The sequence below is a fragment of the Paenibacillus sp. FSL R7-0331 genome, assembly GCF_000758645.1.
Classification (GTDB): domain Bacteria; phylum Bacillota; class Bacilli; order Paenibacillales; family Paenibacillaceae; genus Paenibacillus_AQ; species Paenibacillus_AQ camerounensis.
The window spans coordinates 1,665,749-1,688,915 of record NZ_CP009284.1; the positions used below are offsets into that span (position 1 = coordinate 1,665,749).

Sequence of the window (23,167 nt, forward strand, 5' to 3'; positions counted from 1 at the left end):
GTGGCCGATATTCGACATGAGTCAAAGAAGTGTCATAAACCCTACAATTGCAAATATCTATTCTCTTACCCCGATGCAGGAGGGGATGCTGTACCACAAGCTTGCGCACGGAGAATCGACCAGTTATGTCATTCAAAATAGATTTAAATCGAGCGGGTACATTTCTGAAGCAACAACTCAGCAGGCTTTGAAGCTCCTTTTCATGAGGTATGAGGTTCTGAGGACGTCAATCGTATTTGAGAAGCTGGAAGCTCCAAGGCAAGTAATCCTAAGGAACAGGGAAGCTGAATATGAACGAATCGATATGTCAGAATTGTGTGAAGCGGAGCAAGTCAGCCGGTTGGATGAGGTAGCTCGACTGGATGTCGAGCGTGGCTTTGATCTGCAGCGGGATTCTCTGCTACGAATCAAGCTTATCGCATTAGGTCATGACAGATACAAAATGATTTGGACATTCCATCATATCATCATAGACGGCTGGTGCTTGTCGCTGCTATACAGCGATTTTAAACGCTATTATGATTTGCTTGAAATCGGAAGAAGTATGAGTGATTTAGAACGGATGATTACTGGCGAAAAAAAGCGGACCGCGGAATATGGCGAATACCTCCAATGGCTGGAAAGACAGGATAAAGAACTTGGTCTTTCCTATTGGGAGGAGCTATTAGCAGATTATGATGAAACAGCTGACATCAAGCCGATGAAAAAGCCCCAACCCGTGGATGAGCATGTGTTAGAGAGCCGTATCGTGATGTCTAAAGAACAAACGCAAAGCCTGCTAGATCTGGCCAGTTCCAACCATGTCACAATTAATACGGTTACAGAGGCTGCGTGGGGGATTGTTCTTCAGGCATATAGCGGGACCAAGGATGTAGTGTTTGGGAAGATTGTGTCAGGTAGACATGCAGATATCAGGGGAATCGAACAGATCGTGGGCTTATTTATTTCGACCATCCCTACTAGAGTCAGATGTGAAGAAGATACAACTGTTTCGAAACTTCTGAATGAGCTGCAGATACAGGGGATGAAGGGTAATGAATATTCTTACTGTCCACTTCCGCAAATTATGGGATTAACGAAACAGAAGTCCGATTTGGTTAAAGTTTTGTATGTATTTGAAAACTACGAATTCGAAGAAGTCTTGCTGAGGGACGATGAAGACGGGATTCAATTACAGTTTGAATCGTCTAGAGAAAAGGTTAATTATGCAATTGTTCTGGTTGCAAGTCTTGAAGATGGTTATTTGAATCTGAAAATCATGTACGACCCCAGTGTGTTCGTAAAGGACGAAATCGAGAGCGTACTATCCAAAGTTCAAACCGTGTTATTGTCTCTTACAGCCAATCCGGCTGGTAGGGTCTCTGCAATTGAGACGGTTACCCCAGAGGAGAAGGCCAGAATCCTTGGTGAGTTCAACGACACGACTGTCGAATACCCAAGGGACCGAACGGTAGTGGATATGTTCGAGGAGCAGGTGAGAAAAACACCTGATCATATAGCAGTAGTATTCGGGGATGAGCAGCTTACTTATGCTGAGTTGAACCGAAAGGCCAACCAACTGGCAAGGAAACTGCGCAAAATGGGCGTGAAGCCGGATGACTTCGTTGCCATTCTGGCAGAGCGGAGCATCGAGATGATTGTAGCGATCTATGGAATTCTGAAAGCGGGAGGAGCTTATGTACCGCTAGACCCTACCTTTCCGGAAGAGAGAATCGCATTCATGCTCCAGGATAGCCAGCCCAAAGCTATTCTTGTCTACCAGGCAGACCTGAAACTTAATGCGGGTATGCCAATAATTGATCTCGCAGAGAGGGAGAATTGGAGTGGGGAGTCCACAAACCCGGGAAAGGTAAACCAACCTGAGGATTTGGCTTATGTAATCTACACTTCGGGAACAACGGGTACACCGAAAGGGGTCCTGGTTAGACACAGTAGTGTTGTATCCTTCAGAACCTATTTGCTGGATACATATAGAGTAACAGAGCAAGATAATATTCTACAGTTTGCAAACTATATATTTGATGCTTCGGTTACGGAAATGACTCTTTCCTTATTGGTAGGAGCGAGGCTGACGCTTCCCACACAAGCTATCATTTCAGACATTAGAAGATTTAATGAATTTGTAAAGCAAAGTGGAATAACGATGACAGTATTACCACCGCAGTTTTATCTGCTGACTGACCTGCCGGGCGTAAACGTAATAACGACGGCAGGGTCGGCCTCAAGCCCGGAAGTTATCAAAAAATCTGGCGGCAGAGGCAGATATATCAATGCATTCGGACCAACGGAAAATACAGTCCAGGCCACACACTGGGAATATGACGGGAAAAGTGAAATACCGGAAAGTGTCCCGATAGGCAAACCGATTTCAAACTCACAGATCTATATACTGAATGGAATGAATTTGTGCGGAATAGGGATTCCGGGAGAACTGTGTATAGCCGGTGCGGGCTTAGCAAGAGGTTATTTGAACAGACCGGAGCTGACAGCGGAGAAATTTATCGATAATCCGTTTGGAGAAGGTAAGCTGTATCGCTCGGGAGATTTGGCTAGATGGCTGCCCGACGGCAACATCGAATACCAGGGGCGGATCGATGAGCAGGTCAAGATCAGAGGCTTCCGGATCGAACTGGGTGAAATTGAAAGTGCCATGCGACTTATTGAAGGGATTGTGGACGTAGCTGTCATTGCTGCCAAAGACCAATCAGGAGATTCTGCACTCTGCGCTTATCTGGTATCCGACACAGAAATGAGCGAGTCCGTACTTAAGAAGAACCTGGGAGCGTCGTTGCCGGAATATATGATCCCTGCATACTTCATGCGAATGGACAGCATTCCGGTCACAAGAAGCGGAAAGGTCGATAAGCGGGCGCTTCCACACATCGAAGTAACGAGTACACGTGACTATGTTGCGCCGAGAAACGAAATCGAAGAAGCGCTGTGTCAGGTCTTTAGTCAGGTGCTGGGTGTGGAAAGGGTTGGGGCGGAGGATAGCTTCTTTGAACTTGGCGGAGACTCCATCAAAGCGATCCGCATCGTATCGAAGATGAGAAGCGCAGGGTACAGCGTCTCCATTAAGGAGATCATGGGCAAATATACGGTGGAAGCGATCGCTCACGCGGTTGAGGCAGTCAGCGAAAACCGCTATGAGCAAAATGAAGTGACAGGACCCGTGATCCCGACACCGATCATAGAGGCGTTTGCATTGTGGCAGCTTCCCGTCCCGCAGCATTTCAACCAGGATATCATGCTGGAGATTGATCTTGTGGATGAAGCCCAAATCCACAAGGTGCTCACCGCTTTGGCTGTGCATCATGATATCATCCGGTCCGTCTATCGGAAGGGCCGCCTTGAAATTCTGGGCAGCCGTGAAAGCAAATTGTATGAGTTAAAGGTGTTTGATGTCCGGGGTGAAGCGCAAGTAAGGGACCGGATCGAAGCCGCCTGTACCGAACTGCAGAGTAGTATGGACTTAGAACAGGGACCCCTGATGAAAGCGGCATTGTTCCGGACTGCCGGGAGGAACCTCCTCTTCCTCTGCTTGCACCATTTGATTGTGGACGGCGTATCTTGGCGCATCCTGCAGGAAGACTTAAGGACGGCTTTGCAGCAGGTGAAGGAAGGCCGGAGTATCCACTTGCCGGCTAAGACGGCCTCGTTCAAGGAATGGGCAGAAGCGCTGGAGGCCTATAAAGGCAGCCGTCAGCTTCAAAAAGAACGGACGTATTGGGAACAGGTCATGTCACAGATGGAACAGGGCCATATTGCAAGGGATGAATATACCGGTGCTACCGGATTCGCCAGCCTGGAGATCACCTTGAGTAAAGAAGAGACGGAGCAACTGGTTCACCGGGCAGGTAGGGCATTTAACACTGAAATAAATGACCTGTTGATCAGCGCCATCGGTATGTCTGTCCAAAGGCTGACGGGGCAAGCCGTTGTGTCCGTTGGACTGGAGGGCCACGGCCGGGAAGAAATCCATACGAAGATGGAAATTGACCGGACCGTCGGCTGGTTTACAAGCATGTATCCGATTGTCATCGCATGTCATGAAGAGCTGCACGAAATGATTATGGCGACAAAGGAAATGCTGCGGAAAGTTCCGAATCATGGCCTGGGATACGGGGTGCTGAAGCCGGAGCTTCCGGATCTCGCAGCTGACATCCAGTTTAATTATTTGGGACAAATGGATGCCGAGGCCAAAGACGGTAAGCTAAGCTTCTTTTCCGCAGGAAAAAGCTCAGCAGATGAAAATATCTTACCGGGAAAAGTGAGCTTTAACGGATATATTTCCGGGGGCCGGCTCAGCCTGACCTTAGCCTATGACAAAAGCCTGTACTCTGGTGTACGGATGGAAAAGTTCACATCCCTGTACAAACAAAGTCTGCTTGAGATTATTGAGTATTGTCTCCTGCAAAAGGAAACGGTGAAGACCCCTTCGGATTATTCTGTATCCGATTTAACGAACACGGATTTATCCGTTATACAGAACGCTTTCGAGAGAACGTCGCGGATCGAGGACATATACGCCCTTACCCCACTGCAGGGGGGGATGCTATTCCACGACATTGCCGATAAGGAATCCACAAATTATATCATCCAGAGCCTATTTTCTATCGGAAGCGATGTTGAAGAAGCCTATATTCAGCAGGCCCTGCAATTGCTTGCCCTGAGGCATGATGTATTGCGGACGGCGATTGTGCACGAAAACCTCTCCGAGCCGAGACAGGTGCTGCTGCATGACAGGGAAATCGGGTATGAAAGAACGGATCTGTCGGGACTTGAGCAACCTGAGCAAGCGGAAAGAATCGCCGCGATAGCAGAAGGCCATATCAAACGCGGATTTAACTTGGAGCAAGATCCGCTGCTGCGGGTTCATTATCTTAGGATTAGTGAAGGCAGTCACAAATTGATTTGGAATCATCACCATATCATCTTGGACGGCTGGTGCTTGTCCTTGCTGTACGGCGATTTCAACAGATTCTATAGGATGTTGAACGAAGGCAGCAGCCGGGATGAGCTGGAACAGATGGTGAGGGAGGAAAAGAAACAGAATGCTTCCTATGGGGAGTATATCGAATGGCTGGAGAAGCAAGATCAGGAACAAGGGCTGTCCTATTGGGAGAAGCTGCTGAGCGATTATGAGGAAACGGCTGAGATCAAGCCGGTGACGAAGCCCCCGGTGACGGAGCTGCAGGTTCAGCGGGAAGTCGTCAAGGTGTCTGGCGAGACCAGTAAAATGCTTTTACAGGCCGCCGCGGCTCATCAATTGACAGCCAATACTTTGGTAGAGGCTGCATGGGGAATCGTTTTGCAGGCATATAGCGGTACCCGGGATGTCGTATTTGGAAAGATTGTTTCAGGTCGTCAGGCAAATGTGCGAGGCATCGAGAATATTATCGGATTGTTTATCAATACCATTCCGACGAGAGTCAAAGGCAGCGAGGACATGACCGCAATGGAGCTGCTCAAGAATCTCCAGAAGCAAGGGATCGAGAGCGACCCATATTCCTATTGCTCCCTCGCTGAAATTCAGTCTTCAAGCCAGCAGAAGAATCACCTGATCAAAGTGCTTTATGTATACGAAAACTACTTTATTGATGAAGAAAAGCTGAAGGCCGGGGAAGGCGGGCTCTCGTTTACACTGGAGTCGTCCAGAGAGCAGACCAACTATGATATAACATTGTGTGCATATCAAGATGAAGAGCGTCTGGTATTTGACCTTCTTTATAATCCAAATGTATATGCCAAGGAAGAAATTCAGAGCATTCTAGCCAGAATTGAAAAAGTGCTGCAGGCCATTGGTGAAAATCCTAACCGGAAATTGTCCGAGATTGAGACGATTACTGAACAGGAGAAACTCCAAATCCTCAGCGGATTCAATGATACGGCTGTTGAGTATGCACGAGACCGGACTGTCGTAGATCTGTTTGAGGAGCAGGTGAGAAAAACACCTGATCATATAGCGGTAGTATTCGGGGATGAGCAGCTTACTTATGCTGAGTTGAACCGAAAGGCCAACCAACTGGCAAGGAAACTGCGCAAGATGGGTGTGAAACCGGATGACTTCGTTGCCATTCTGGCAGAGCGGAGTATCGAGATGATTGTAGCGATCTATGGAATTCTGAAAGCGGGAGGAGCTTATGTACCGCTAGACCCTACCTTTCCGGAAGAGAGAATCGCATTCATGCTCCAGGATAGCCAGCCCAAAGCTATTCTGATCTACCAGACAGACCTGAAACTTAATGCGGGTATGCCAATAATCGATCTCGCAGAGAGGGAGAATTGGGGTGGGGTGTCTACAAACCTGAAAAAGATAAACCAACCTGAGGATTTGGCTTATGTAATCTACACTTCGGGAACAACGGGTACACCGAAAGGGGTCTTGGTTAAGCACAGTGGCGTTGCATCTTTGAGAACCCATTTGCTGGATACATATAGAGTAACAGAGCAAGATAATATTCTACAGTTTGCAAACTATATATTTGATGCTTCGGTTTGGGAAATGACTCTTTCCTTATTGGTAGGAGCCAGACTGACGCTTCCCACACAAGCTATCATTTCAGACATTAGAAGATTTAATGAATTTGTAAAGCAAAGTGGAATAACGATGACAGTATTACCACCGCAGTTTTATCTGCTGACTGACCTGCCGAGCGTAAACGTAATAACGACGGCAGGGTCGGCCTCAAGCCCGGAAGTTATCAAAAAACTTGGCGGCAGAGGCAGATATATCAATGCATTCGGACCAACGGAAAATACAGTCCAGGCCACACACTGGGAATATGACGGGAAAAGTGAAATACCGGAAAGTGTCCCGATAGGCAAACCGATTTCAAACTCACAGATCTATATACTGAATGGAATGAATTTGTGCGGAATAGGGATTCCGGGAGAACTGTGTATAGCCGGTGCGGGCTTAGCAAGAGGTTATTTGAACAGACCGGAGCTGACAGCGGAGAAATTTATCGATAATCCGTTTGGAGAAGGTAAGCTGTATCGCTCGGGAGATTTGGCTAGATGGCTGCCCGACGGCAACATCGAATACCAGGGGCGGATCGATGAGCAGGTCAAGATCAGAGGCTTCCGGATCGAACTGGGTGAAATTGAAAGTGCCATGCGACTTATAGAAGGGATTGTGGATGTAGCTGTCATTGCTGCCAAAGACCAATCAGGAGATTCTGCACTCTGCGCTTATCTGGTATCCGACACAGAAATGAGCGAGTCCGTACTTAAGAAGAACCTGGGAGCGTCGTTGCCGGAATATATGATCCCTGCATACTTCATGCGAATGGACAGCATTCCGGTCACAAGAAGCGGAAAGGTCGATAAGCGGGCGCTTCCACACATCGAAGTAACGAGTACACGTGACTATGTTGCGCCGAGAAACGAAATCGAAGAAGCGCTGTGTCAGGTCTTTAGTCAGGTGCTGGGTGTGGAAAGGGTTGGGGCGGAGGATAGCTTCTTTGAACTTGGCGGAGATTCCATCAAAGCGATCCGCATCGTATCGAAGATGAGAAGCGCAGGGTACAGCGTCTCCATTAAGGAGATCATGGGCAAATATACGGTGGAAGCGATCGCTCACGCGGTTGAGGCAGTCAGCGAAAACCGCTATGAGCAAAATGAAGTGACAGGACCCGTGATCCCGACACCGATCATAGAGGCGTTTGCATTGTGGCAGCTTCCCGTCCCGCAGCATTTCAACCAGGATATCATGCTGGAGATTGATCTTGTGGATGAAGCCCAAATCCACAAGGTGCTCACCGCTTTGGCTGTGCATCATGATATCATCCGGTCCGTCTATCGGAAGGGCCGCCTTGAAATTCTGGGCAGCCGTGAAAGCAAATTGTATGAGTTAAAGGTGTTTGATGTCCGGGGTGAAGCGCAAGTAAGGGACCGGATCGAAGCCGCCTGTACCGAACTGCAGAGTAGTATGGATCTGGAACAGGGACCCCTGATGAAAGCGGCATTGTTCCGGACTGCCGGGAGGAACCTCCTCTTCCTCTGCTTGCACCATTTGATTGTGGACGGCGTATCTTGGCGCATCCTGCAGGAAGACTTAAGGACGGCTTTACAGCAGGTGAAGGAAGGCCGGAGTATTAACTTGCCGGCCAAGACGGCCTCGTTCAAGGAATGGGCAGAAGCGCTGGAAGCCTATAAAGGCAGCCGTCAGCTTCAAAAAGAACGGACGTATTGGGAACAGGTCATGTCACAGATGGAACAGGGCCATATTGCAAGGGATGAATATACCGGTGCTACCGGATTTGCCAGCCTGGAGATCACCTTGAGTAAAGAAGAGACGGAGCAACTGGTTCACCGGGCAGGTAGGGCATTTAACACTGAAATAAATGACCTGTTGATCAGCGCCATCGGTATGTCTGTCCAAAGGCTGACGGGGCAAGCCGTTGTGTCCGTTGGACTGGAGGGCCACGGCCGGGAAGAAATCCATACGAAGATGGAAATTGACCGGACCGTCGGCTGGTTTACAAGCATGTATCCGATTGTCATCGCATGTCATGAAGAGCTGCACGAAATGATTGTGGCGACAAAGGAAATGCTGCGGAAAGTTCCGAATCATGGCCTGGGATACGGGGTGCTGAAGCCGGAGCTTCCGGATCTCGCAGCTGACATCCAGTTTAATTATTTGGGACAAATGGATGCCGAGGCCAAAGACGGTAAGCTAAGCTTCTTTTCCGCAGGAAAAAGCTCAGCAGATGAAAATATCTTACCGGGAAAAGTGAGCTTTAACGGATATATTTCCGGGGGCCGGCTCAGCCTGACCTTAGCGTATGACAAAAGCCTGTACTCTGGCGTACGGATGGAAAAGTTCACATCCCTGTACAAACAAAGTCTGCTAGAGATTATTGAGTATTGTCTCCTGCAAAAGGAAACGGTGAAGACCCCTTCGGATTATTCTGTATCCGATTTAACGAACACGGATTTATCCGTTATACAGAACGCTTTCGAGAGAACGTCGCGGATCGAGGACATATACGCCCTTACCCCACTGCAGGGGGGGATGCTATTCCACGACATTGCCGATAAGGAATCCACAAATTATATCATCCAGAGCCTATTTTCTATCGGAAGCGATGTTGAAGAAGCCTATATTCAGCAGGCCCTGCAATTGCTTGCCCTGAGGCATGATGTATTGCGGACGGCGATTGTGCACGAAAACCTCTCCAAGCCGAGACAGGTGCTGCTGCATGACAGGGAAATCGGGTATGAAAGAACGGATCTGTCGGGACTTGAGCAACCTGAGCAAGCGGAAAGAATCGCCGCGATAGCGGAAGGCCATATCAAACGCGGATTTAACTTGGAGCAAGATCCGCTGCTGCGGGTTCAATACCTTAGAGCTAGCGAGGGCAGTCACAAATTGATTTGGAATTATCACCATATCATCTTGGACGGCTGGTGCTTGTCCTTGCTGTACGGCGATTTCAACAGATTCTATAGGATGTTGAACGAAGGCAGCAGCCGGGATGAGCTGGAACAGATGGTGAGGGAGGAAAAGAAACAGAATGCTTCCTATGGGGAGTATATCGAATGGCTGGAGAAGCAGGATCAGGAACAAGGGCTGTCCTATTGGGAGAAGCTGCTGAGCGATTATGAGGAAACGGCTGAGATTAAACCGGTGACGAAGCCCCCGGTGACGGAGCTGCAGGTTCAGCGGGAAGTCGTCAAGGTGTCTGGCGAGACCAGTAAAATGCTTTTCCAGGCCGCCGCGGCTCATCAATTGACAGCCAATACTTTGGTAGAGGCTGCATGGGGAATCGTTTTGCAGGCATACAGCGGTACCCGGGATGTCGTATTTGGAAAGATTGTTTCAGGTCGTCAGGCAAACGTGCGAGGCATCGAGAATATTATCGGATTGTTTATCAATACCATTCCGACGAGAGTCAAAGGCAGCGAGGACATGACCGCAATAGAGCTGCTCAAGAATCTCCAGAAGCAAGGAACGGAGAGCGACCCATATTCCTATTGCTCCCTCGCTGAAATTCAGTCTTCAAGCCAGCAGAAGAATCACCTGATCAAAGTGCTTTATGTATACGAAAACTACTTTATTGATGAAGAAAAGCTGAAGGCCGGGGAAGGCGGGCTCTCGTTTACACTGGAGTCGTCCAGAGAGCAGACCAACTATGATATAACATTGTGTGCGTATCAAGATGAAGAGCGTCTGGTATTTGACCTTCTTTATAATCCAAATGTATATGCCAAGGAAGAAATTCAGAGCATTCTAGCCAGAATTGAAAAAGTGCTGCAGGCCATTGGTGAAAATCCTAACCGGAAATTGTCCGAGATTGAGACGATTACTGAACAGGAGAAACTCCAAATCCTCAGCGGATTCAATGATACGGCTGTTGAGTATGCACGAGACCGGACTGTCGTAGATCTGTTTGAGGAGCAGGTTAGGAAATTCCCTGCAAAAACGGCGGTTGCTTTTGGGGAGCAGCAAATGACTTATGCTGAGCTGAACCATAAGGCCAATCAGCTGGCAGGCAAACTGCGCGATTTAGGTGTAAAACCAGATGATCTTGTAGCTATTTTAGTTGAGCGTAGAATCGAGACGATTATCGGTATTTGCGGAATTCTAAAAGCAGGAGGGGCTTATGTCCCAATTGATCCGATGTATCCGGAAGATCGAATTCAGTATATCTTGAAGGACTGCCAGTCTAAAGTGGTGCTCATTTGCAGCTCAGAACTCGAAACGGAATTATCTGTCATAAATCTTGCAGATCATAAGATTTGGGAAGGTGAGGCGAATAATCCGGTAAGTGTGAATAAATCGGGGGATTTAGCGTATTGCATCTATACTTCTGGCACAACCGGTAAGCCGAAAGGCAGCCTGATTGAGCATAAAAGCATCATTCGATTGGTCACGAATACTAACTATGTGGAACTGGATGAAAAGAGAGTAATTTTACAAACGGGATCTATGTCCTTTGACGCATCCACGTTTGAAATGTGGGGAGCACTCCTTCATGGGGGACTCTGGTGCTTGCATCTCAGGAGGTAATCACCGACAACAAGAGTCTGAAAGAGCACATACTCCGTTATCAAGTAAGCACGATGTGGATTACAGCCTCTTTGTACAACTTAATGATTCAGACTGATGTCGAGATGTTTGACAGTCTAAACGAATTGTTGATTGGCGGAGAGAGGCTCTCGGAAGAACATGTGAGAATGTTAAAAAACCGGAAGAATCAGGTTAGATTGATCAACGGTTACGGGCCGACAGAAAACACAACATTTACAACAACTTATGAAATTCCTGAGTGCTTTGAGCTGATTCCGATCGGCAAACCGATTGCCAATACGCAAGTCTACATTCTAAATCAGAATAGACTCTGCGGAATTGGCATCCCCGGAGAGCTCTGCATCGCGGGCGATGGTCTGATGAGAGGATACCTGAACAAGCCGGATTTAACAGCCGAGAAGTTGATCACCAATCCGTTTGGAGCAGGCAAACTGTATCGTACCGGAGATTTGGCAAGATGGTTACCTAATGGCAACATTGAATACTTAGGACGAATTGACGAACAGGTTAAGATCAGGGGCTTCCGAATTGAGCTGGGTGAAATCGAAAGTACACTCAGAAGGATCGATTTGATGCAAGATGCGGTTGTGCTTGCACAAGAAGATACTTCGGGAGAGATGGCCCTCTTCGCTTATCTGGTATCCGATACGCCGATCCGCTTGCCGGATATCCGGGATACTCTTAACAAAATATTGCCTTCTTACATGATTCCGGCTCATATGATGCAGATCGACAGTATTCCGGTCACTCCAAATGGAAAGTTGGACAGAAGAGCACTTCCGGAGATAGTAGCAAGCAGCCAACACGATTATGTTGCGCCGAGAAACGAAATCGAAGAGACGCTGTGTCAGGTCTTTAGTCAGGTGCTGGGTGTGGAAAGGGTTGGGGCGGAGGATAGCTTCTTTGAACTTGGCGGAGATTCCATCAAAGCGATCCGCATCGTATCGAAGATGAGAAGCGCAGGGTACAGCATCTCCGTTAAGGAGATCATGGGCAAATATACGGTGGAAGCGATCGCTCACGCGGTTGAGGCAGTCAGCGAAAACCGCTATGAGCAAAATGAAGTGACAGGACCCGTGATCCCGACACCGATCATAGAGGCGTTTGCATTGTGGCAGCTTCCCGTCCCGCAGCATTTCAACCAGGATATCATGCTGGAGATTGATCTTGTGGATGAAGCCCAAATCCACAAGGTGCTCACCGCTTTGGCTGTGCATCATGATATCATCCGGTCCGTCTATCGGAAGGGCCGCCTTGAAATTCTGGGCAGCCGTGAAAGCAAATTGTATGAGTTAAAGGTGTTTGATGTCCGGGGTGAAGCGCAAGTAAGGGACCGGATCGAAGCCGCCTGTACCGAACTGCAGAGTAGTATGGATCTGGAACAGGGACCCCTGATGAAAGCGGCATTGTTCCGGACTGCCGGGAGGAACCTCCTCTTCCTCTGCTTGCACCATTTGATTGTGGACGGCGTATCTTGGCGCATCCTGCAGGAAGACTTAAGAACGGCTTTACAGCAGGTGAAGGAAGGCCGGAGTATTAACTTGCCGGCCAAGACGGCCTCGTTCAAGGAATGGGCAGAAGCGCTGGAAGCCTATAAAGGCAGCCGTCAGCTTCAAAAAGAACGGACGTATTGGGAACAGGTCATGTCACAGATGGAACAGGGCCATATTGCAAGTGAATATACCGGTGCTACCGGATTCGCCAGCCTGGAGATCACCTTGAGTAAAGAAGAGACGGAGCAGCTGGTTCACCGGGCAGGAAGGGCATTTAACACTGAAATAAATGACCTGTTGATCAGCGCCATCGGTATGTCTGTCCAAAGGCTGACGGGGCAAGCCGTTGTGTCCGTTGGACTGGAGGGCCACGGCCGGGAAGAAATCCATACGAAGATGGAAATTGACCGGACCGTCGGCTGGTTTACAAGCATGTATCCGATTGTCATCGCATGTCATGAAGAGCTGCACGAAATGATTGTGGCGACAAAGGAAATGCTGCGGAAAGTTCCGAATCATGGCCTGGGATACGGGGTGCTGAAGCCGGAGCTTCCGGATCTCGCAGCTGACATCCAGTTTAATTATTTGGGACAAATGGATGCCGAGGCCAAAGACGGTAAGCTAAGCTTCTTTTCCGCAGGAAAAAGCTCAGCAGATGAAAATATCTTACCGGGAAAAGTGAGCTTTAACGGATATATTTCCGGGGGCCGGCTCAGCCTGACCTTAGCCTATGACAAAAGCCTGTACTCTGGTGTACGGATAGAAAAGTTCACATCCCTGTACAAACAAAGTCTGCTTGAGATCATTGAGTATTGTCTCCTGCAAAAGGAAACGGTGAAGACCCCTTCGGATTATTCTGTATCCGATTTAACGAACACGGATTTATCCGTTATACAGAACGCTTTCGAGAGAACGTCGCGGATCGAGGACATATACGCCCTTACCCCACTGCAGGGGGGGATGCTATTCCACGACATTGCCGATAAGGAATCCACAAATTATATCATCCAGAGCCTATTTTCTATCGGAAGCGATGTTGAAGAAGCCTATATTCAGCAGGCCCTGCAATTGCTTGCCCTGAGGCATGATGTATTGCGGACGGCGATTGTGCACGAAAACCTCTCCAAGCCGAGACAGGTGCTGCTGCATGACAGGGAAATCGGGTATGAAAGAACGGATCTGTCGGGACTTGAGCAACCTGAGCAAGCGGAAAGAATCGCCGCGATAGCGGAAGGCCATATCAAACGCGGATTTAACTTGGAGCAAGATCCGCTGCTGCGGGTTCAATACCTTAGAGCTAGCGAGGGCAGTCACAAATTGATTTGGAATTATCACCATATCATCTTGGACGGCTGGTGCTTGTCCTTGCTGTACGGCGATTTCAACAGATTCTATAGGATGTTGAACGAAGGCAGCAGCCGGGATGAGCTGGAACAGATGGTGAGGGAGGAAAAGAAACAGAATGCTTCCTATGGGGAGTATATCGAATGGCTGGAGAAGCAGGATCAGGAACAAGGGCTGTCCTATTGGGAGAAGCTGCTGAGCGATTATGAGGAAACGGCTGAGATTAAACCGGTGACGAAGCCCCCGGTGACGGAGCTGCAGGTTCAGCGGGAAGTCGTCAAGGTGTCTGGCGAGACCAGTAAAATGCTTTTCCAGGCCGCCGCGGCTCATCAATTGACAGCCAATACTTTGGTAGAGGCTGCATGGGGAATCGTTTTGCAGGCATACAGCGGTACCCGGGATGTCGTATTTGGAAAGATTGTTTCAGGTCGTCAGGCAAACGTGCGAGGCATCGAGAATATTATCGGATTGTTTATCAATACCATTCCGACGAGAGTCAAAGGCAGCGAGGACATGACCGCAATAGAGCTGCTCAAGAATCTCCAGAAGCAAGGAACGGAGAGCGACCCATATTCCTATTGCTCCCTCGCTGAAATTCAGTCTTCAAGCCAGCAGAAGAATCACCTGATCAAAGTGCTTTATGTATACGAAAACTACTTTATTGATGAAGAAAAGCTGAAGGCCGGGGAAGGCGGGCTCTCGTTTACACTGGAGTCGTCCAGAGAGCAGACCAACTATGATATAACATTGTGTGCGTATCAAGATGAAGAGCGTCTGGTATTTGACCTTCTTTATAATCCAAATGTATATGCCAAGGAAGAAATTCAGAGCATTCTAGCCAGAATTGAAAAAGTGCTGCAGGCCATTGGTGAAAATCCTAACCGGAAATTGTCCGAGATTGAGACGATTACTGAACAGGAGAAACTCCAAATCCTCAGCGGATTCAATGATACGGCTGTTGAGTATGCACGAGACCGGACTGTTGTAGATTTGTTTGAGGAGCAGGTTAAGAAAACACCTGATGAGATTGCAGTCGTTTTTCAGGAAGAACGACTGACGTATGCGGAACTAAACCGGAAAGTTAATCAAGTCGCATGGAAACTCCGCCGGCTGGGGATAAGACCAGATGACAGGGTTGCCATCATGACCGAGCGTAGTATCGAGATGATCGTCGGGATCTATGGAATCATGAAGGCGGGCGGTGCCTATGTACCGATTGATCCTACCTTTCCAGAAGAGCGTATCCAGTTTATTCTGGAGGATTGTCGACCCAAAGCAGTGCTTCTTTACAAAACGGATTTAAATACTGAACTTTCTGTTCTCGATCTTGCAGATCCTTCGATTTGGGAAAGTGTGTATGAAGATCCGGATAAAGTAAACAAGCCCGATGACTTGGCCTATGTCATTTATACCTCGGGAACTACTGGTCAGCCTAAGGGTGTCATGCTGCAGCACCAAGGCATTACAGCCATGCGTATCTATCTGAAGAATCTATACCAAGTAACCGATCAAGACAACGTTCTGCAATTTTCCAACTATGTCTTTGACGCTGCAGTGTGGGAAATGACGTTGTCACTCCTGCTTGGTGCAAGGCTGACGTTAATCACGAAAGAGATAATTGCGGACACCGGAAGATTTAATGAGTTTGTTAACCAGAGTGGAATCACGTTGGCCTTGTTGCCGCCACAGTACTATTTGCAGACTCAGCTTACAGGCTTGAAGGTGCTCACGACCGGCGGTTCGGCATCCAATGCAGCAATTATTCAAAAGGCGGGCAGCCTTTGCAGATATGTCAATGCCTATGGACCGACAGAAAACACAGTACTAGCTACACACTGGGAATATGACGGAAAAAGTGACATCCCGCATCCGGTCCCGATAGGCCGGCCGATCTCTAATGTACAAGCCTATATTATGAACGGAATGAATTTATGCGGAATCGGGATACCAGGTGAATTGTGTTTTGCAGGGGATGGTATAGCTCGAGGGTATCTGAATATGCCGGAATTAACAGCCGAGAAATTTATTTCCAATCCATTTGGAGCCGGCAAACTATATCGGAGCGGAGACTTGGCCCGCTGGCTGCCTGATGGAAACATCGAATATCTTGGACGAATCGACGAACAGGTCAAGATCAGAGGGTTCCGAATTGAGTTGGCTGAAATCGAAAGTGTGATGCGTAAGCTGGAACACATCGTTGATGCAGTGGTAATCGCAAGAAAGGATGACCGTGAAGACAACACTATTCAAGCCTATGTGATATCCGATGTTCAGGTTAATCCGACCGAGATCAAGAATGCACTCAAAGGTGTACTACCAGGATACATGATTCCTGCCTTTATCATGCAGATTGATAGTCTTCCAGTTACCAGAAGCGGAAAGTTGGATAAAAATGCATTGCCTATACCTGACTTAGATCTCTTCCGTAAGACCAATCGATTTGTAGCTGCTAATAATGAATGTGAGCACATCCTGAGTAATATCTGGAGAAGCATACTTCATTTCGACGAAATCGGCATTGACGATAACTTTTTCGATTTAGGTGGAAATTCCTTGCTGATCACCGTCATGCTTTCACAAATTGAAGAGCAGTACCCTGGGGTTGTAAAAGTTGGTGATGTATTTGCAAATCCAACCATTGCACAGCTTGCCGAGCATATTGAAATGAGCAGTTTGGAAACTATGTCCTGCTCGCAGATTTCGTTCCCTGATTCTTATTTTAAGCAGTCCAACAAAGTGCTTCGTGATTCTATGGTCAAAGTCACGGACAGCGGCAGCCTGTATCAGAGTATTAAAGCAATGCATGATACCGATGAATTCAAACTATATGAATTTCTGTTGTTCTCTTACAGCTATTTGTTGTTTGATGCGACTGGCCAGCAACAACTTGCGGTATGTGCTGTCAATCAAAAGGACTATGCCTCCTTTGAAGTAGAAGCTGAAGAAGACCTGAATGTTCTTATGGAGACTGTCCATCAGAACTATCAGGATGCGACTAAATTCCAGAGAGCGAAGATCCACATCAAAAGCGCGGAAAAAGGTTTGATGCCAATTTTTCTCTACCGATTTAGTGGTAACGAACTATACAAGGACTATTATGATTTCTCCCTTTCCTTTGATATTGGAGAAGATTCCGTCACATTTGCTGCTGAGGTTTTTAACAAAAAAGTTTCTGAGCAAAAGCTAGAAGAGTTATTGAGGGGATTGATTCAAATCGTCCAATACCTGTTGGAATATGCATAAAAAAAATATGAAGGGTGGGTAGACTAGCCCATACGAATGTATGGGCTAGTCACTAAATTATGACTAAAAAGGCAATTGTATTTCCGGGGCAAGGTTCGCAGTATGTTGGAATGGGCAAGAAATTGTGTGAGAACTTTAAAACAGCATCCGATGTTTTTGATCAAGCAAGTGAAGCGTTATCCTTGGATATGAAAAAAATGTGCTTTGAGGGTGAAAAGTCAGAATTGACACTCACGTACAATGCACAGCCGGCTATTCTAACCACCAGTGTTGCAATGTTCCGGGTCTTTATGGAAGAAGAAGGGGTTACACCTGATCTGATGGCCGGTCACAGCTTGGGGGAAATCTCAGCGTTGACTTGCGCTGGCGCTATCAATTTTTCTGATGCGGTTAAGATTGTGAGAAGACGAGGGGAATTCATGCAGCAGACCATTGCCCCCGAGCTCGGTTCAATGGTGGCTGTATTGACCCGAGATATCGATAAACTTGAAGAGGTTTGCAGATCGGTATCGGGAAAGGAGGGGATTGCCAGCATCTCCAACTTCAATTCGATAACTCAAACCGTGATCTCCGGTAATCGAAATGCAGTAGATCAAGTAGTAACGATATTGGAGAAAGAGGATATCAAGGTGAGCCGACTAAATGTCAGTGCACCCTTCCACTGCGAGTTGATGCAGCCTGCTGCAGAGCTTTTCAAGGAGGAACTGGCCAAATATACGTTCAACGATCTCGAATATTCTGTCCTTTCGAATGTAACAGCAAAACCCTATGGGGGAAAAGAGGACATTGTTGAGAATCTGACTGCTCAGATTGTAATGCCTGTACAATGGGTCAATTGCATGATCTATGCCAAGATGCTGACGGTACAGTATGCGGTTGAGCTTGGGCCAGGTAATGTTCTGAAAAACATGATGAAGGGTATTACGTCCGATCTTCCAACCTACTCTTATGATAATCCTTCAGAAATAATTGCTCTAAAAAAATACATTCAAAACAAATATATTCCGTTTTTGTCGAGAAGCTTGGGAATCTCCGCAGCAACCCGGAATTTCAACTGGGATGAGGAAACATATCGTAAGGGTGTTATCGAACCATATAATCACATAAATGATATCCAGCAGCTTATCGAAAGAGAAGACAGAGTAGCAACCAGTGAAGAAATGCAACTGGCAATTGAAATGCTGCTCAAAATGTTTCGCACCAAGAAAACTCCGCGAGACGAACAAATTGCAAGATTCAAGCAATTGTTTAATGATTCGGGTACCCAAGGTTTGTTCAAAGATTTTGACTATAGCATGATCAATTAAGGGGGGGAATCTCTATGGATTTGAATGCTTTAAAGCATCTTTCGATTCTTCCCGATTCCAGTGATGTGCCTGTATCTGCAGCCGCCGATGTTGGGGGGAATGACATTGCTATTATCGGTATTGACGCAAAGATCGGAAGTGCTAAAAACGTCGAGGAACTTTGGGATTATTTGAGTAATGGTTTTGATCTGATACGGGATTTCCCAGTAGAACGCTGGAAGGACGCTAACCAGTTCTATAAATTAAAGTTTAATAGGCAATTGCCTGAAGAACTGACCCCATGCTCTTATATAGATCGGCTGGATATGTTCGATGCCGGATTTTTTCAGTTATCTCCAGCAGAAGCAGAATTGATGGAGCCGGCTCAACGGTTGTTTCTTGAATCTGCCTGGACTGCTTTAGAGGATTCCGGATACGGTAAAGGGATTTTGAACGGAAGCAAAACCGGAGTTTTTCTGGGATACAATAATCCACAAAATCCATACAATATGGTGGTTGAAGAGACTGATAATTATATGTATGGCGTGGCGGTGTCAGGAAATGTGGACGCAATTATCGCAAGCCGAATTAGCTATTTTCTGAATTTAAAAGGTCCGGCGGTTAATGTTGATACATCTTGCTCTTCATCGTTAGTAGCTGTTCATCTGGCTTGTCAACAAATTAGAGACGGTGAGGTTTCGATGGCGTTGGCGGGTTCTGTACGCTTGAAGACATTGCCTCCTCATCAGCATGGAAAGAAGATGGGAATCGAATCCTCTTCCGGCAGAACTAAAACATTTGATGACCGCGCAGATGGTACTGGTATAGGGGAAGGCGTCATCTGTATCGTCCTTAAATCGCTCCGTCAGGCCGTACGGGATCGCGATAACATCTATGCTGTAATTAAGGGCAGCAGCATCAATCAGGATGGTGCATCCGTCGGCATCACAGCTCCAAATGCGGCTGCACAAGAAGAAGTCATCAAGGCAGCGTGGAAGGATGCGGGGATTAATCCGGAAACGATCACTTATATTGAAGCGCACGGTACCGCTACTAATTTAGGAGATCCAGTCGAAATCAATGGTATCGAACGGGCATTCGGCAGTTTTACAGATAAGAAGCAGTTTTGTGCAATCGGTTCAGTGAAATCAAATGCCGGGCATCTAGACTGTGCTTCGGGACTAGCAGGCTTGGTGAAAGCAATCTTGATGCTGAAGCACAAGCAATTACTGCCTACTCTTCATTTTGAGGTGCCTAACCGAAAGATCAACTTTATATCATCCCCGGTTTACATCAATGACACATTGGTGCCCTGGGAAACGGAATACGGTTCGAGAAGATGTGGGGTCAGCTCTTTTGGAATGAGCGGTACGAACTGTCATCTGGTCTTGGAAGAAGCACCTGTGTTGCAAAGAATGGAAGGAAGCACCGCTCCAGTAAGATTGTTGACCGTCTCTGCGAAGAATAAAGAGGGGGTTATGCGTCTGATAAAGGATTATCAGACCTATCTCCGGCGGTTTCCAGATTGTAGTTTGGATGATTTCTGTTATACGGCTAATATCGGCCGCGGGCATTACAATTGCCGGTTTGCGATGATTCTCGATTCAACCGATGATTTTTCAAACCAAGTATTTGACATTCATCAGCTTACTGATGAGCGTTATATGTATCGCGAACATAAGGTGACAGATGTAGAACTGCAGATAGAGGGATATATTACTTCTTCTTTGAAAAAGTCATTAACGGAGCAGGCAAATCTATTAATCGAACAGGTCAATGAGGAGCAGGATGCCAATTTATATGAGCAGCTGCTGCAGAAAATCTTAGACCTTTATGTTCAGGGAGCAGACATTCAGTGGCATCAGTTTTATAAAAATGAGGTTCGGTATAGAGTGAATATTCCTACGTATCCCTTTAATTATAAACGTTACTGGATTAACTTCCCTGAAAAAGAAGCTTCACCATTGCAAAATAATAACTTGGAGAAGCTTCATCCCTTGGTTCATAAATGTGTTCTCGATACTCATCAAATGCAGGTGTATGCCACTGATATGAGTATAGATAGCTGTTGGGAACTGAAATCTCATAAGATCAACGGTGTGTATGTTTTACCTGGAACTGCATTTATTGAGATGGCTCAGTTTGTCAGTAGCCGTTTTTTGAAAAAAAATCATTTCGAGATTCAGGAATTATCCTACTTAGTCCCATTTGTTTGTAAGGAAGATGAAGTGCGGGTTGTTCACACGCTTGCAAAAATGGAGAATTCTGAGTTGAGCATCTCATGCTACAGCAAAAATAATGATGAACATGAGTGGACGCCTCATCTGGAACTGAGGGTGAGTGAAGAATGTGAACAAGTGCGATTTACTTTGCAGGCAAATGAAATTATTGACCGTTGTAAAAAGGCCGATACGGCGACAAAACCAAGCACGCTGTCGATCGTTGAGATCGATGGAGAAAAGTGGGGCCACTTAAAGGACGTCTATTTAAATGACAATGAAGTTTTGCTTCACCTTGAACTGAATTCATCTCTTACACAGGACATAAAAAATTACTTTTTATTTCCGTCCATGTTGGACCCGGCAATAAATGGAGGGAATTTCCTCCTGCAAAGTGTGTATTTGCCGTTCTCTTGTTCAAAAGCCAGGTTCTACGAGGCACTTCCAGAAAATTTGTACAGTCACATTAAAAGAAAAACTCATGGAAACGAGTCGGATGAATTTGCAGCCTTCGATATCACACTGTTGACGGAAAATGGACGGGTTATTGCCGAACTGGAAGACTACAGCATTAAGAAAGTGCATCAGCCGGAATCTTTTATGAGGAAAGAAAACAGCCAATTAGACATGTACCATGCAACGAGCTGGGTTTCTTATGAAAAGGCACACGAAAATGCCTTGATGTTACCAGGTGATGAGGATCTCCTTTTAGTATTGCATCGGCCTGACCAGAAGTTCAGTCCGCTGATGGAAGCACTGCAACACCGGTTTGGTCACCGCATGGTAGCGTTCCAGCTTACTGGAGATAATGATTTTGAAGGTTGGCTGAGTCTATTTCCTAAAGAGAGAATCAAGTACATCGTACAACTGGCGTCACTTTCGATGGAGGATGTTCAATCAGTTCATGATGTTGTGTATGAAACAAGCATTATTTTGAAAAGCACATTTGACCTGATTAAAGCACTGCTGAAACAAGACGTTAGGCAAGAGATCCGCCTAGTCTTGATGACGTCAAATGCGACCTTCGTAACGGGGGATGAAGATCAAGTATATCCAATTTATCGTGCACTGGCCGGGATGGGGGCTAGCATTGGAGAAGAGTACGCTAATATCAAAACTCGCACAGTGGATTGTGATAGAAATACGGAGCTAGCGTCCCTCCTGGATGAATTGTTTTATGACGAAAAGATGTACGCGGTAGCTTTTAGAGATAACAAGAGATATGTAGAACAGCTAGATACGGTTGCTTACTCCGAGCAGTTGGCTGAGAAAAAGCTGCAACTCAAGGATCAAGGAACTTACATCATCACGGGCGGATTAGGCGGCATGGGACTAGCAATCTGCAGATATTTGTTTAGTGTGAATCCGGCGATTCGCGTCATTCTTCTGAATAGGACGTTTTCCCGTGAGATGTTTAAGGCGTTAAAGGTACATGATGATATCTTCTTGCAGAACAAGATCGATGAAGTAAATAAACTTTGGTCGGATGGAAAAGATTTGGAGATTTTACAGGTGGATATCGCTGATTATGGACAGTTGAGGGAAACGTTGCAGGATATCCGGGATCAGTACGGAGCGATCGATGGTGTGATCCATACCGCTGGTGTGGCGGGTGACGGATTCATTATGAAAAAGGATTGGGAAACATTCGAGGCGGTCTTACGCCCGAAGGTCTACGGGACATGGATGCTTCATGAATTGACCCGTGATGATCAACTAAGTTTCTTCGTGATGTGCTCGTCGTTCGCATCTCTGTTTGGAGCAGCAGGGCAGAGTGATTATATAGCGGCCAATGCCTATCTGGACAGCTTTACATATTATCGTAGAAGTTTAGGAATTCCAAGCCTGACCATCAACTGGACAGGTTGGAGTGAGTCGGGTATGGCCGTTGCTAATGGTCTGAATGCAAACGGAATGTATGTGCATTTTGTTAAGGATACAGAAGGGGCCAATGCCTTTGCTTACGCGCTGCAAACCGGGTTGCCCAGAGTTTTGGTGGGTGACGTCAATTACTCTGTATTAGCATCAGAAAGTCAAGGGTATGGGGAGAAAATAAAGTTCTCTGAAAAAATAGAGAAAAAGCGTGGAACTGCCACAAAGGTAACTACGACTACTGAGCGAGATCTTCATGACATTGTCGTGACCGGGAAAAGTATGGATAAACTGACGGAAATTGAAAAGCATGTGATCTCCGCCTGGGTTAAAACGCTGAGTGTAGATGAAGTCGATCTCCATGACAAGTTTTTCGAATCCGGAGGCAACTCATTGTTGGCTGCTTATCTGCACAAGGAATTGAATAAAGCCTACCCGGGAGTTACGGCCATTACCGATATCTTTGTTTATTCGTCTGTTTTGGATATTTCTAATTATATTGAGTCCAAGGTGAGCGCAAGTACGAAAAAGCTCGTGATTGAGGAAGAACAGAGCGAAAAGAATCTTGAAAAAATGGTTGCACAGTTTGTCGGTGGCGATATGGATCTCGATCAAATACTGGCACTGCTTGATGAGTAAAAATTGACATTAACTATCTCAAAGGAGTGAATA

At 46.7% G+C, this 23,167-nt stretch carries 3 protein-coding genes and 1 pseudogene; all 4 read left to right on the forward strand.

The window, feature by feature from the left end; all coding sequences use genetic code 11:
* A pseudogene (locus R70331_RS07095) lies at nt 1–16,245 on the forward strand (amino acid adenylation domain-containing protein); the annotation flags it as partial.
* Entirely contained in the window at nt 16,219–17,118 is a 900-nt protein-coding gene (locus R70331_RS32460) for a phosphopantetheine-binding protein (RefSeq protein ID WP_231576491.1), read from the forward strand. The pseudogene R70331_RS07095 and the gene R70331_RS32460, both read left to right, overlap by 27 nt.
* A 59-nt stretch (nt 17,119–17,177) precedes the next feature.
* Nucleotides 17,178–18,425, forward strand: a complete 1,248-nt coding sequence (gene fabD / locus R70331_RS07105) for an ACP S-malonyltransferase (protein WP_042174069.1) — start codon at nt 17,178–17,180, stop codon at nt 18,423–18,425.
* A gap of 14 nt (nt 18,426–18,439) precedes the next feature.
* A complete protein-coding gene (locus R70331_RS07110) occupies nt 18,440–23,134 on the forward strand; it encodes an SDR family NAD(P)-dependent oxidoreductase (RefSeq protein WP_042174071.1) in 4,695 nt (1,564 codons plus the stop codon).
* The last annotated feature ends 33 nt before the right edge of the window (nt 23,135–23,167 follow it).